This window comes from Azonexus sp. GW821-FHT04F04, from assembly GCF_059420025.1.
This window is the reverse complement of sequence record NZ_JBWKSX010000003.1, coordinates 355,438-368,043: the sequence shown is the minus strand read 5'-3', so window position 1 is coordinate 368,043 and position 12,606 is coordinate 355,438. Positions and strand designations below refer to the sequence as shown.

The window sequence follows — 12,606 nt, the reverse complement described above, 5'->3', positions numbered from 1 at the left end:
AATCGGCCGATCCGCAATGGGCAAAAGCCGGCATCAAGCCAGCCTCGCCACATCTGCGTCAATGGTCAGGAAACCATTCGTTCGGCCCGGGCGCGATCCCACAGGCGCTTGTTGATTTCCTCGATCGGCAACTCGAAACGGAAGTGCTTGTCGAGTTCCCTGAGGATAGGCATCAATTGCATCCCGACCGTCCCCAGACAGGGCCTCAGCTCAGCAGGATCGATCGTCGCCAGCAGCTCCTTGAGTTGTGGCACAAAGGATTCGCAACTGGCATAGCTCAAACCCTGCAAGCTCGATGCGGCCATCACCCGATTGCCACCGGCCCGGGCAGCGGAGTCAAGACGCTCATAAGCCAGTTGCAGCAGCGTCTGCTCAGTCAGGTCGATGCCGTCATCGGGAACAACTGCGACACCAACGCTGACTGTCAGATGGATGCGCTGGCCTTCGATGGATATCTGCGCGCTCGCCATCGCCTTGCAGATACGGTTGGCAAATCCGGCACAAATCGAGGCAGACGTTGATCTCGTCACAATCACCACCCGACCATCTGCGAGTTGCCCGATAAAGTCCTCTGGCCGAATCTTCCTCGACAACAGGAAACAGAATCGTTGCGCCGAACTGAACGCCAGTTCAGCCCCGTAGCGAACGACCAGATCATCATAGCCGTCGAGGCCAAAGGCCAGAACACCAACACCTTGGCCCTCCTGCGCCTCGGGTAAGGTTTTCGCCAGATACTCTTCAAGCATCTCTTCGGCGAGCACCGTATCGTCGTTACTGTAGTCGTCGTCTCCCGACTCTTCGCGCTCCGTTGGCTCCAGTCCGGCAATCTGTCCCATGATGTTGCTGATGCCGATATCGGATTGCGCGCCAAACTGCTCGAAGGGTTCTTCAGGAAGCGGTGGTGGCGCCTGAACACGCCCATCAGCTGCGTCTTCACGCCATTCCATCTGGGCCGAAACAAGGCTTTCGATCGATGGGCTGGTCGAACCCTTCACGACAAATTCGGTAACACCCAAACTCTTCGCTTTTTGTCGTTCATCATCGGAAAAGCTGTTCGAAACCATCAGCAAAAACGGAACGTTTTTCAAGCGCGACAACTTGCTGTCGCGCAGGCGCTCAAGCAAGCCGCGGCCATCGTCTCTGTCCAGAGTCATTCCGGAGACGACAGCAACAATGGCGCTGTCGAGGACCATGGTCTGCCATGCCGACTCGTCATTGTCCTCATCACGGACTTCAAAACGATCAGACAGTTGCTTGGTCAGCGATACGCGAACAACTCTCGATGCATCGACAACCAGAACCTTGCGCTTATTTACCATCTATATTCCAAATTCGCCAATTATTTCAAATACTTGAATTTCAGTTCCACCGGGATTCAAGTGTAAACGACGCGGCACTATCCAAGTCAAGATTGCCGCATGTAAATATCTGTTGTGTGCCCGTCGACTTAGTTGTCCCCTGGCGCTTGATTTTGTTGGCGAGCTAATCCATAGTTCGATAACTGTTTTTTTGCCCATTTCCAGGAAATCCGATGAACACACGCCGTACCCTCCGCTCTGCCACTGCCATTGCAGTGGAACCGGTTGTCGTACGCGTAGTCGTAGTAGGCGTCGTTATGCACGCGCCGTCGCGGATCGGGTAAGCAGAAGCAGCACAGAACCCCAAACCCCGCCGGCGCAAACCGGCGGGGTTTTGTTTTTGGAGCCCGCCGGTTGCGCCACCAACCAAAAGGAAATCTCCATGACAGAAACTCTCACCGGCGCCCAGATTACCGTGCGTCTGCTCGAACGCCAGGGCATCCGCACCGTGGCCGGCATCCCCGGCGGCGCCATCCTGCCGATTTACGATGCGCTCGGCCAGTCGACCGCCATCCACCACGTCCTCGCCCGCCACGAGCAAGGGGCTGGTTTCATGGCCCAAGGCATGGCCCGCACCACCGGTCAGCCGGCCGTCTGCCTCGCCTCCTCCGGCCCCGGCGCGACCAACCTGCTGACCGCCATCGCCGACGCCAAGCTCGACTCGATCCCGCTCGTCGCCATCACCGGCCAGGTGCCCAAGGCAATGATCGGCACCGATGCCTTCCAGGAAGTCGACACCTACGGCCTGAGCATTCCGATCACCAAGCATAATTTCCTCGTTTCGTCGGCCGAGGAACTGCTTGAAGTCATCCCGCGCGCCTTCCGGATCGCCGCCTCCGGCCGCCCCGGCCCGGTGCTCGTTGATATCCCGAAGGATGTGCAGGCACAGGCCATCGAGATCAGCGAATGGCCGGAACCCGGTCGCGCCGAGCCGGCTCCGGCGGCCGATTCGGCGCTCATCGAACAGGCGGCGGCGATGATCAACGCGGCCGCACGGCCCATCCTTTACCTCGGCGGCGGCGTCATCCATTCCGGCGCCTCGACGGCGGCCATCGCACTGGCGGAGAAAGCCAGCCTGCCAACCGTCATGACGCTCATGGCGCTCGGCGCCATGCCGGTCGATCACCCGCTGGCGCTCGGCATGCTCGGCATGCACGCGGCGCGCTACACCAATCTGGCGCTCGACGAATGCGACCTGCTGATCGCCGTCGGCGCCCGCTTCGACGACCGCGCTACGGGAAAGGTGGCAGCCTTCTGTCCGCAGGCGAAAATCATCCACATCGACATCGATCCGGCCGAACTCGACAAGATCAAGACGGCGCACATCGGCATCACGGCCGACATCGGCGAGGCACTCGACCTGTTGCTGCCGGTCGTATTTCAAAATCCGCGAAAAATCTGGGTTGACCGTAGCAATGCGCTCAAATCCGAGTTCCCGTTCGATCTGCACAGCACCGACAACCCGCGTTCGCATTTCGGCCTGATCCAGAGCGTCGCCGCCTGCCTCGACGACGACGCCATCATCGCCACCGACGTCGGCCAGCACCAGATGTGGGTCGCCCAGGCCTACCCGCTGCGCCGTCCGCGCCAGTGGCTAACTTCCGGTGGATTGGGAACCATGGGCTTCGGCGTGCCGGCGGCCATCGGCGCGGCACTGGCCGAACGCGAGCGCACGGTGGTCTGCTTCACCGGCGACGGCTCGATCATGATGAACATCCAGGAACTGGTCACCGCCGCCGAGGAAAACGTGAACATCAAGATCGTGCTCATGGACAACGCCACGCTCGGCCTCGTCCATCAGCAGCAGACGTTGTTCTACGGCGAGCGGTTGTTCGCCTCGCAGTTCCGCTCGTCGCCGGATTTCGTCAAGATCGCCCAGGGTTTCGGCATTGCCGCGGTCGACCTCGACACCTCGGCCAATCCTTGCGCGACACTCATGGAAGCCATTTCCCGCCCCGGCCCCTGCCTGATCCACGCCAGCATCGACGCAGAGCAGAAAGTCTATCCCATGGTGCCGCCGGGCGCCGCCAACCGCGACATGATTGGAGCCTGAGATGAACGCCATCAACCGTAACGAACAAAACGCCCTGGCCCGCGCTGTGCTGGAAATCGACGTCAACAACCACGCCGGCGTCATGTCGCACGTCGTCGGCCTGTTTTCGCGGCGTTCCTACAACGTCGAAGGCATTCTCTGCCTGCCGGTCGGCGACGGGCGGCAAAGCCGTATCTGGCTACTGGTCAATGAAGACCAGCGCCTGGTGCAGATGATGAAGCAGGTGGAAAAACTTGAGGATGTCATCGCGATTCGCCGGCACAATGCCGACCACGCGGTCTTTCAGGATCTGGAAACCTTCTTCCGGCCTTGACCGGGAGCGATCAGGAAGCTGCCGGGGTTTCCCGGCACTTCCGCTTGTATTCGCGGATCAGTTCGAGTTCGTCGTCGCTGATCGACTCGAAGCGTAAACCGACCAGCCGGCGCTCACCAAGCCGGCGGATGCGCATGATGCTGACGTAGGCTTCGACCTTTCCGCCAAGATCGGGCGAATCGATCCGGCAGACGCCAACTTCGCCGCTCGGTTTGGCACCGAGAACGGCCGCGTCGATCAGCACGCCGATACCGGAAACCGAAATGTCAGCCGCCGGCAACTCAAGGTGCATGCCGCCCAGACTCAGGGAGACATGGCCTTTGAGGAATACGCGAGGGGAGCGGCGACGTTCTTTCACGGTGGATTTCCAGCACAATACCAAACAGACATTTTTGCACGGGCGTGGTTCAAACGCACGACAATTACATGGATTTACCATAGCCGGATGGCACCGCAAAATCCAGTCCCCAGCGCCGATGCCGCCCCGCCAAGGCCCGGCTATACTCTGCCTTTCTGCCCAACCATTGACGAATCATGACTCACAGCATCAGCTGGCAAAGCGCCCACGCCTACACCGATATCCTTTACGAAACGGCCGAAGGCATCGCCAAGATCACCATCAACCGCCCGGAACGCCGCAACGCCTTCCGCCCGGAAACGGTCAATGAACTGATCGACGCCTTCCACCGCGCCCATCGCGACAACAGCATCGGCGCTATCATTTTGACCGGCGCGGGCAAAGAAGCTTTCTGTTCCGGCGGCGACCAGAAGGTACGCGGCGCGGAAGGCTACATCGACGAAGGCGGCACGCCGCATCTGAACGTGCTCGATTTGCAGATGCAGATTCGCCGACTGCCCAAGCCGGTCGTCGCCATGGTCGCCGGCTTTGCCATCGGTGGCGGCCACGTCCTGCACCTCGTCTGCGACCTGAGCATCGCGGCCGACAACGCCCGTTTCGGCCAGACCGGACCGCGTGTCGGCAGCTTCGATGCCGGCCTTGGCGCCGGCCTCATGGCGCGGACCATCGGGTTAAAACGCGCCAAGGAAATCTGGCTGCTCTGCCGCCAGTACGACGCGGCCACGGCACTCGACTGGGGGCTGGTCAATGCCGTTGTCCCGGTTGAAAAGCTTGAGGAAGAAACCGTCAACTGGTGCCGCGACATGCTCCAGTTGTCGCCCATGGCGCTGCGCATGATCAAGGCCGGCTTCAACGCCGACACCGACGGGCTGGCCGGCATCCAGGAACTGGCCGGCAACGCCACCGGCCTGTTCTACATGAGCGAGGAAGGTCAGGAAGGCCGCAACGCCTGGCTTGAACGCCGCCCACCCAACTTCGGCAAGTATCGCAAACGGCCGTGAAAATAATCGGCGCCGACTGGCTGCCCTACGCCCTGCCGCTCAAACGCCCGTGGCAAACCAGTCTCGGCGAGTTAAATCAGCGCCAAGGCCGCCTGCTCCGGCTGCAATCGGCCGACGGTCTGACCGGCTGGGGCGACTGCGCCCCGTTGCCCGAATTCGGCATCAGCGAGGCATCGGCCACGGCCTTCGCCGAAGAATGCGCCCACCTCGATCTGATTGCCCAGCAAGCCGGGCTGCCCCTCAATGCCTGGCTCAGTGGCGAGCCGCCGGTGACCAATCTCACGGTCAACCGGAATTTTGGGCCAATTTTGAAATGTTCTGTAGAAGCGCTGGTCGATGCCGCCAACGCCGGCTTCAGCATTCTCAAGCTCAAAGTCGGCGGCGCTCCGCTCTGCGATGAAATCGCCGCCCTGCACCGACTCGCCAAGTCGTTGCCGACGGAGCTGCGCCTGCGCCTCGACGCCAACCGCGCCTGGAACTTCGCCGAGGCGCAAAGCTTCATCGCCGCCTGCGCCGGCCTGCCCATCGAAGGCCTCGAAGAACCGCTGGCCGAACCGACGCCGGATTTACTGCAAAAACTGCAGTCGACCGCAGCCTTCCCGCTGGCCATCGACGAGTCGATCCATCTCCTCGACGCCGATTTTTTCCGCCATCCGCCGGTCGGCCGCATCGTCATCAAACCGGCTCGCCACGGCGGCCTGCTGGCCAGCGTCGAACTCGCCCTGCGCGCCCGCGCCTCGGGCATCGAGGTGATCGTCACCTCCAGCCTGGAAAGCACCTGCGGCCTGCTCGCCTGCGCCCATCTCGCCGCTGCCGTAGCGCCGGACGCCGTGCACGGCCTGGCCACGGCCGACTGGTTTGCCGAAGACACCGGCAGCACGCCAGCCATCGTCGGCGGTCGGTTGCAGCTACCGACCGGCCCCGGGCTCAGCTTTCAAGTCCTCAAGCCTTAAGCCCCCCGGCAGCTGTCGCCTGGCACCAATCTTTACGACATTTTTACGCCGGGATGGCGAGAATATTCATTGTTTTTAGACGCAACGACGTAGGCTGGAAATGTCGGATTGCAGAAAGAAAATCATGAACAGCGAAAACCCCGTGATCACCCCACTGCCGGAGCGTTTCAAGCCCTGGCAGCGGACCTTGCTCACGGTATTGGCGTGCACCGCAACCACGCTGGTGGCGACACCCCTGCTCGGCTATCTCGACCTGGCCAATATCGTCATGCTCTTTCTGCTCACGGTATTGCTGGTCGCCATCACGTTCGGGCGCGGCAGCGCGGTGCTCGCCTCAATTCTCGGCGTCCTGCTCTTCGACATCTTTTTCGTTCCGCCGCGCTTTTCGCTGGCCGTCGAAAACATCCAGTACCTGGTGACTTTCGCCGTGATGCTGATCACCGGCCTGATTACCGGCCAACTGGCCGCCGGCCTCAAACAAAAGGCGCGTGAAGCGCAGACCCGCGAGCAACGCACGCAGGCGCTCTACGACGCCGCCCGGCAACTGGCCGGTGCGCTGACCCAGGCCCAGGTTATCGACATCGCGCGCAGTTTCACGCAAGCGCAGCTTGAAGCGGAATCGCTCATTCTGCTGCCCGACGAGCACGGCCAGCCAACGCTGGCGACATCGACCACATCGGCCTGCAAGGTCAATCCGCTACTGGCCAACATTGCCGAAGACAGCGGCAAGACAGTCCGCAACCATGAAATGTCCGGCAGCGGTTATGCCGCGCTCTACCTGCCCTTGCGCGCTTCGATGCGCACCCGCGGCGTGCTCGCCATCGCCTTCCCGGCCGACGTCGTCAGCCTACCCGACGAACACGTTGCCTTGCTTGAAGCCTTGGCATCGCTGATCGGCATCGCCCTCGAACGGCTGCATTACGTCGACGTCGCCCAGTCGACGCAGCTCAAGATGCTTTCCGAGCGGCTGCGCAGCTCCATCCTGTCGGCGCTCTCGCACGACTTGCGGACGCCGCTGACGGCGCTGGTCGGGCTGGCCGACTCGCTGTTCCTGATCAAGCCGGCGCTGCCCGACTCTGCCCTGGAAACCGCTCAGGCTATGCACGAACAGGCCGCCCGCCTGGCCAACCTGGTCGGCAACCTGCTCGACATGGCGCGCCTCAATGCCGGCGAAATCAATCTGCGCCGCGAATGGCAACCGCTCGAAGAGGTCATCGGCGCCAGCATCAAGCTCATCGAAAGCGCACTCGTCGCCCACCCGGTCAAGGTCAGCCTGCCGCCCGACCTGCCGCTGCTCGAATTCGATGCTGTGCTGCTCGAACGCGTCTTTTGCAATCTCCTTGAAAATGCCGCCAAGTACGCGCCGCCGAACACCCACCTCGAGATCACGGCGCAGCCGGCCGGCGAGTTTGTCGAAGTCGCCATCAGCGACCGTGGTCCCGGCTTTGCGGAAACCGACAACGACCGGCTGTTCGACATGTTCGTGCGCGGCGACAGCGTTGCGGGAAAACCAGGCACCGGCCTCGGCCTAGCCATCTGCCGGGCCATTGTTGAAGCGCATGGCGGCACCATTCGCGCCACCAATCGGCCGAAAGGCGGCGCCTGCATCAGCTTCACCCTGCCCCGCGGCACGCCGCCCGTCCTTGAGGAGGAAAGCGTATGAACACGCTGAAACCCAAGGTGCTGCTCATCGAGGATGAAAAGACCATCCGCCGATTCGTCCGCGCGGCCGTCGAGGAGGAAGGCTGTGCCGTGATCGAAGCCGAAACGATGGCCGGCGGCCTGATCGAGGCCGGCGTCCAGAAGCCCGACCTGCTCATCCTCGACCTCGGCCTGCCCGACGGCAACGGCATCGACCTGATCCGCGACCTGCGCGGCTGGTCGGAAGTGCCGGTGCTGATCCTCTCGGCCCGCACCCAGGAGGACGACAAAATCGACGCCCTCGACGCCGGCGCCGATGATTACCTGACCAAGCCGTTCAGCGTCGGCGAGCTGCGCGCCCGCCTCCGCGCCCTGTTGCGCCGGCGTCTGCGCAGCGGCGAGGGGGCGACGCCGGTCGTTGAATTTGGGGATGTCACGGTCGACCTGTCCCGCCGCCTGGTGTCGAGGGGCGGCGAAACCGTTCATCTGACGCCCATCGAATACCGCCTGCTGTCGACGCTGCTCGGCCACCCCGGCAAGGTGCTCACCCAGCGCAACCTGCTGCGCGAAATCTGGGGGCCGTCCTACGTCGAGAGCAGCCATTACCTGCGCGTTTACGTCGGCCATCTGCGCCAAAAGCTAGAGAACGACCCAACCCAGCCCCGCCATTTCCTGACTGAAACCGGCGTCGGCTACCGCTTCCAGCCGTAAGGAACTTCCATGAAAACCACTGACAACAAGCGTCTCGCCACGCTGACCCTGGCCGCCCTCGGCATTGTTTACGGCGACATCGGCACCAGCCCGCTCTACGCCATCAAGGAAGTCTTCGGTGGCGCCCATCACCCAGTGCCGATCACGCCGGACAACGTGCTCGGCGTGCTGTCGCTCTTCCTCTGGTCGCTGCTCATCGTCGTCACGCTCAAGTACGTCTCCTTCATCATGCGCGCCAACAACAAGGGCGAAGGCGGCATCATCGCGCTGATGACGCTGGCCCTGCACAACGGCAACCCGGCGTCGCGCCGGCACAAACTGCTGATCGCCCTCGGCCTGTTCGGCGCCGCGCTGTTCTACGGCGACGGGGTGATCACCCCAGCCATTTCGGTGCTCTCCGCCGTCGAGGGTCTGGAAATCATCACCCCGGCATTCAAACCCTATGTGCTGCCGATCACGCTAAGCATCCTGATCGGCCTGTTCTTCTTCCAGCGCCGCGGGACGGCCAGCGTCGGCGCCCTGTTCGGCCCGATCATGGTGCTCTGGTTCGCCGTGCTGGCCAGTTTTGGCGCCATGGCCATCATCGAACACCCGGCCGTCTTGGCTGCGGTCAACCCGATTTATGGCCTCAATTTCCTGCTCGGCAATTCGGTCCTCGGCTTCTTCGCGCTCGGCGCCGTCGTCCTTTGCATCACCGGCGCCGAGGCGCTCTATGCCGACATGGGCCACTTCGGCGCCAAACCGATCCGCTACGCCTGGCTCGGCTACGTGCTGCCTGCGCTGCTCATCAACTACTTCGGCCAGGGCGCGCTGCTGCTCGCCGACCCGACCGCCGTGGAAAATCCGTTCTACCTGCTCGCCCCGGAATGGGCGCGCTACCCGCTGGTCATCCTGGCTACGGTGGCCACCATCATCGCCTCGCAGGCGGTCATATCCGGCGCCTTTTCGATCACCCAGCAGGCCATCCAGCTCGGCTACACGCCGCGCCTCGAAATCCAGCACACCTCGGACCGCGAGATCGGCCAGATCTATCTGCCGGCCATCAACTGGCTATTGCTCATCGCCATCATCGGGCTGGTCATCGGTTTCGGCAGTTCGTCGAATCTGGCCGCGGCTTACGGCATTGCGGTGACCGGAACGATGCTGATCACCAACCTGCTGGCCATCGCCGTCGCCATCCGCCTATGGCAGTGGAGCCCGTGGCGGGCGGTGCTCGGCGCCCTGCCCTTCATCGTTATCGACCTCGGCTTCTTCCTTGCCAATTCGGTCAAGATTCCGGATGGCGGCTGGTTCCCGCTGGTCTTCGGCCTCGGCGTCTTCATCCTGCTGACCACCTGGAAACGCGGCCGCGAACTACTGCATGAGCGCCTGGCCGCCGATGCGCTGCAACTCAAGCCCTTCATCGAAGACATCGCCGGCGGCGGCATCGAGCGGGTACCCGGCACCGCCATTTTCCTGACGCCGAATCCGGAAGCAGTACCGCACGCCATGCTGCACAGCCTCAAACACTTCAAGACGCTGCACGAGCAGGTGGTGGTTCTCAGCGTGTCAGTATTCGATGTGCCCTACGTGCCGGAAATCGACCGAATTGAAGTGCGCAAGCTGGCCGGCAATTTCTCGCAAGTCGTCGTCCAGTACGGCTACAAGGACGAACCCGATATTCCAGCCGCCCTGGCGCTATGCAGCAAGGCCGGCGTGAGTATTGACATGATGGAGTCGTCGTTCTTCCTCGGCCGCGAAACGCTGATTCCAAAACTGAAATCGGACATGGCCTACTGGCGCGAATTGCTCTTCGTCGCCATGTTCCGCAACGCCGGCAGCGCGACGGCCTACTTCAAGATTCCGTCGAATCGCGTCGTCGAGTTGGGGGCGCATATTGTGCTGTAGCCATCGATTCGACGGTCAACCGGGATTGCTACGGTCAACCCGAAAAAACGGCCAAAATTGAAATGCGCGGTGGCGGGCAGATCGACTGCCCGCAAAACCCTTTATTCGGGTTTGTCGCCCGGGTTGTACTGGAAACCCGTAAACATGGTCCGCGTCTGGTTCTGCATCTGGTCCTGCATCGACTGGAACATTTTCTTCGACTGATCCATATAGGCAGTCATCATGTTCTGCATGGCCGGCTGCTGGAAATTCAGGAACTGGTTCCAGAAATCCGTCTGCATGTGGGTATTGTCGCCGCCATTCGGGCCGTACATGGTCTTCGACTGTTCCTGCAACTTGCCCTGGAAGTCAACGAAGGTCTTCATGTTGTTTTCCAGGTACTTGCCGAGCATCCCCTGCATCGTGCTGCCGTAGAAGCGGATGAAGCCGGAGAGCAGCTCGCTGGAGAACAGCGGCATGCCGCCCGACTCTTCTTCGAGGATGATCTGAAGCAGGATGCTGCGCGTCAGGTCTTCATCGGTCTTGGCGTCGAGCACCTTGAATACCTCGAACTTGAGGACCAGTTCCTTCACATCGCCCAGCGTGATGTACGCACTCGTCTTGGTATCGTAAAGACGACGATTGGGGTATTTCTTGATCAGGCGTACCGGTTCCGACATGCTTTGATCCTTCAGGACGAGTTTGTGTGCAGCGCAACATTATAGCAAAAAAAACGGGCGCTTTAGGGCGCCCGTTCCTGTTGCATTGCAAAAATTCAGCAATATTCACTGCCGAATTCCGCAACATTGTCCGGCAGATTACTGGTAGTACAGACCGCCATTGATGTTCATCGTGGCGCCGGTCATGAAGGCAGCCAGATCGGAAGCCAGGTAGGCGCAGGCGCCACCGATTTCTTCCGGCTTGGCCAGACGCTTCATCGGCACGGTGTCAATGATGGACTGCAGCACTTCCGGCTTGATCGCCATGACCATCTTGGTGGCAACGTAGCCCGGGCAGATGGCGTTAACCGTCACGCCCTTGGCGGCCAGTTCGGCAGCCAGTGCCTTGGTGAAGCCAATCACACCAGCCTTGGCAGCGGAGTAGTTGGTCTGGCCAGCCTGACCCTTGACGCCGTTGACGGACGAGATGTTGATGATGCGACCCCAGCCGCGATCGGCCATCTTGGCGGAGACTTGCTTGGTCATGTTGAACAGCGAGGTCAGGTTGGTGGCGATAACGGCATCCCAGCCGTCCTTTTCCATCTTGGCGAACATGCGGTCACGGGTGATACCGGCATTATTCACGAGGATGTCGACCTGGCCGCAAGCGGCTTCAGCTTCGGCAACCATTTTCTGGCAGTCTTCCAGCGACGAAACATCGCCAGCGACACAGACGAAATCCTTGAAGCCAGCTTCAGCCATTTCAGCAAGCCAAGCGTCCTTGTTATCGAATTGCGGGTGGTAAGAAGCGACCACCTTGTGGCCAGCCTTGGCCAGTTCCTGACAGATTGCGGTTCCAAGACCACCCATAGCGCCGGTAACGAGAGCAACACGTTGAGTCATAGTTATTCCTTCCTTTTGTAAATTAGAGCGGGGTAAAAATTGCGGCAATCAGTACATGTGCTGACCACCGTTGATGGAAATATTGGCCCCGGTCACAAACGCTGCTTCATCCGAAGCAAGGTAGGCGACAAGGCCGGCGATTTCTTCCGGCTTGCCCAGTCGATTGACCGGAATCTGCGGCAGAATTTTTGAATCGAGAATTTCCTGCGGGATCGCCGTCACCATCTTGGTGCCGATGTAGCCCGGCGAAATCGTGTTGACCGTCACGCCCTGCTTGGCAACCTCCAGGGCCAGAGCCTTTGTAAAGCCGTGCATGCCGGCCTTGGCCGCCGAATAATTGGTCTGCCCGAAGGCGCCCTTCTGGCCATTGACTGAACCGACATTGATGACACGGCCCCACTTGCGCTCGACCATGCCATCCATGACCTGCTTGGTCATGTTGAAGACGGAATCGAGGTTGGTGTGGATGACGGCATCCCAATCGCCCTTGGTCATCTTTTTAAAAGTCATGTCACGCGTGATGCCGGCATTGTTAACCAGCACATCGACCGGGCCGACTTCCTTGGTCACCGTTTCGACACACACGCGAGCAGATTCGAAATCGGTCACATCGCACGGGTAGGCCTTGAAACCGTACCCCATGTTGTTCATTCCCTTCAGCCAATCCTGAACCTTGGCATTGCCCGGCGAATAAGTCGTGACCACCCTGAAACCCAATGCGGCCAGCTTGATGCAAACGGCCTCGCCGAGCCCCCCCATTCCTCCAGTAACCAGTGCAACTCGCGACATT

12 protein-coding genes are annotated in these 12,606 nt (G+C 61.1%); 7 read left to right on the top strand and 5 right to left on the bottom strand.

Annotated features, from left to right (window positions below; all coding sequences use genetic code 11):
• Positions 1 to 65 precede the first annotated feature (65 nt).
• Positions 66 to 1,193: a GGDEF domain-containing protein gene (locus AC07TV_RS09100; protein WP_494648076.1), complete on the bottom strand. Its 1,128-nt coding sequence runs from the start codon at positions 1,191 to 1,193 to the stop codon at positions 66 to 68.
• A gap of 547 nt (positions 1,194 to 1,740) precedes the next feature.
• On the opposite strand from AC07TV_RS09100, the gene ilvB reads away from it, so the two are divergent.
• Together ilvB and ilvN are read left to right on the top strand one after the other, a co-directional pair.
• Entirely contained in the window at positions 1,741 to 3,411 is a 1,671-nt protein-coding gene (ilvB, locus tag AC07TV_RS09095) for an acetolactate synthase large subunit (protein ID WP_494648075.1), read from the top strand.
• Position 3,412: 1 nt separating this feature from the next.
• Positions 3,413 to 3,724: an acetolactate synthase small subunit gene (ilvN, locus tag AC07TV_RS09090; RefSeq protein WP_494648074.1), complete on the top strand. Its 312-nt coding sequence runs from the start codon at positions 3,413 to 3,415 to the stop codon at positions 3,722 to 3,724.
• Between the two features lie 10 nt (positions 3,725 to 3,734).
• Here ilvN and AC07TV_RS09085 read toward each other — a convergent pair whose 3' ends face one another.
• Positions 3,735 to 4,082: a PilZ domain-containing protein gene (locus AC07TV_RS09085; protein WP_494648073.1), complete on the bottom strand. Its 348-nt coding sequence runs from the start codon at positions 4,080 to 4,082 to the stop codon at positions 3,735 to 3,737.
• Between the two features lie 176 nt (positions 4,083 to 4,258).
• Between AC07TV_RS09085 and menB the strand changes: the two genes are divergently transcribed.
• The 5 genes from menB (at position 4,259) to AC07TV_RS09060 (ending at position 10,275) form a co-directional block, all read left to right on the top strand.
• Positions 4,259 to 5,083, top strand: coding sequence for a 1,4-dihydroxy-2-naphthoyl-CoA synthase (menB, locus tag AC07TV_RS09080; protein ID WP_494648072.1), 825 nt, complete (start codon positions 4,259 to 4,261; stop codon positions 5,081 to 5,083).
• Positions 5,080 to 6,036, top strand: coding sequence for an o-succinylbenzoate synthase (menC, locus tag AC07TV_RS09075; RefSeq protein WP_494648071.1), 957 nt, complete (start codon positions 5,080 to 5,082; stop codon positions 6,034 to 6,036). Before menB ends, menC begins: the two co-directional genes overlap by 4 nt.
• A 124-nt stretch (positions 6,037 to 6,160) precedes the next feature.
• Positions 6,161 to 7,699: a DUF4118 domain-containing protein gene (locus AC07TV_RS09070; protein ID WP_494648070.1), complete on the top strand. Its 1,539-nt coding sequence runs from the start codon at positions 6,161 to 6,163 to the stop codon at positions 7,697 to 7,699.
• The gene (gene kdpE / locus AC07TV_RS09065) at positions 7,696 to 8,388 is read left to right on the top strand and encodes a two-component system response regulator KdpE (protein ID WP_494648069.1); all 693 of its coding nucleotides are present in this window, start codon (positions 7,696 to 7,698) and stop codon (positions 8,386 to 8,388) included. Before AC07TV_RS09070 ends, kdpE begins: the two co-directional genes overlap by 4 nt.
• A gap of 9 nt (positions 8,389 to 8,397) precedes the next feature.
• Positions 8,398 to 10,275 carry a potassium transporter Kup gene (locus AC07TV_RS09060; protein ID WP_494648068.1) on the top strand — a complete coding sequence of 626 codons (1,878 nt, stop codon included), beginning with the start codon at positions 8,398 to 8,400 and terminating at the stop codon, positions 10,273 to 10,275.
• Between the two features lie 101 nt (positions 10,276 to 10,376).
• On the opposite strand, the gene phaR is transcribed toward AC07TV_RS09060, so the two are convergent.
• From phaR to phbB (AC07TV_RS09045), 3 genes are all read right to left on the bottom strand, one after another.
• Complete coding sequence (gene phaR, locus AC07TV_RS09055) at positions 10,377 to 10,934, bottom strand: polyhydroxyalkanoate synthesis repressor PhaR (RefSeq protein ID WP_494648067.1); 558 nt, start codon at positions 10,932 to 10,934, stop codon at positions 10,377 to 10,379.
• Between the two features lie 138 nt (positions 10,935 to 11,072).
• The gene (gene phbB, locus AC07TV_RS09050; protein WP_494648066.1) at positions 11,073 to 11,816 is read right to left on the bottom strand and encodes an acetoacetyl-CoA reductase; all 744 of its coding nucleotides are present in this window, start codon (positions 11,814 to 11,816) and stop codon (positions 11,073 to 11,075) included.
• A 48-nt stretch (positions 11,817 to 11,864) separates the two neighbouring features.
• Positions 11,865 to 12,605, bottom strand: a complete 741-nt coding sequence (gene phbB, locus AC07TV_RS09045; protein WP_494648065.1) for an acetoacetyl-CoA reductase — start codon at positions 12,603 to 12,605, stop codon at positions 11,865 to 11,867.
• Position 12,606: the final 1 nt, after the last annotated feature.

Excerpts from the sequence above, each read along its gene's own strand:
- menB (WP_494648072.1), top strand. The coding sequence starts at position 4,259 with ATGACTCACAGCATCAGCTGGCAAAGCGCCCACGCCTACACCGATATC.
- AC07TV_RS09060 (WP_494648068.1), top strand. The coding sequence starts at position 8,398 with ATGAAAACCACTGACAACAAGCGTCTCGCCACGCTGACCCTGGCCGCC.
- phaR (WP_494648067.1), bottom strand. The coding sequence starts at position 10,934 with ATGTCGGAACCGGTACGCCTGATCAAGAAATACCCCAATCGTCGTCTT.
- AC07TV_RS09070 (WP_494648070.1), top strand. The coding sequence starts at position 6,161 with ATGAACAGCGAAAACCCCGTGATCACCCCACTGCCGGAGCGTTTCAAG.
- kdpE (WP_494648069.1), top strand. The coding sequence starts at position 7,696 with ATGAACACGCTGAAACCCAAGGTGCTGCTCATCGAGGATGAAAAGACC.
- AC07TV_RS09100 (WP_494648076.1), bottom strand. The coding sequence starts at position 1,193 with ATGGTCCTCGACAGCGCCATTGTTGCTGTCGTCTCCGGAATGACTCTG.
- phbB (WP_494648065.1), bottom strand. The coding sequence starts at position 12,605 with ATGTCGCGAGTTGCACTGGTTACTGGAGGAATGGGGGGGCTCGGCGAG.
- phbB (WP_494648066.1), bottom strand. The coding sequence starts at position 11,816 with ATGACTCAACGTGTTGCTCTCGTTACCGGCGCTATGGGTGGTCTTGGA.
- ilvN (WP_494648074.1), top strand. The coding sequence starts at position 3,413 with ATGAACGCCATCAACCGTAACGAACAAAACGCCCTGGCCCGCGCTGTG.
- ilvB (WP_494648075.1), top strand. The coding sequence starts at position 1,741 with ATGACAGAAACTCTCACCGGCGCCCAGATTACCGTGCGTCTGCTCGAA.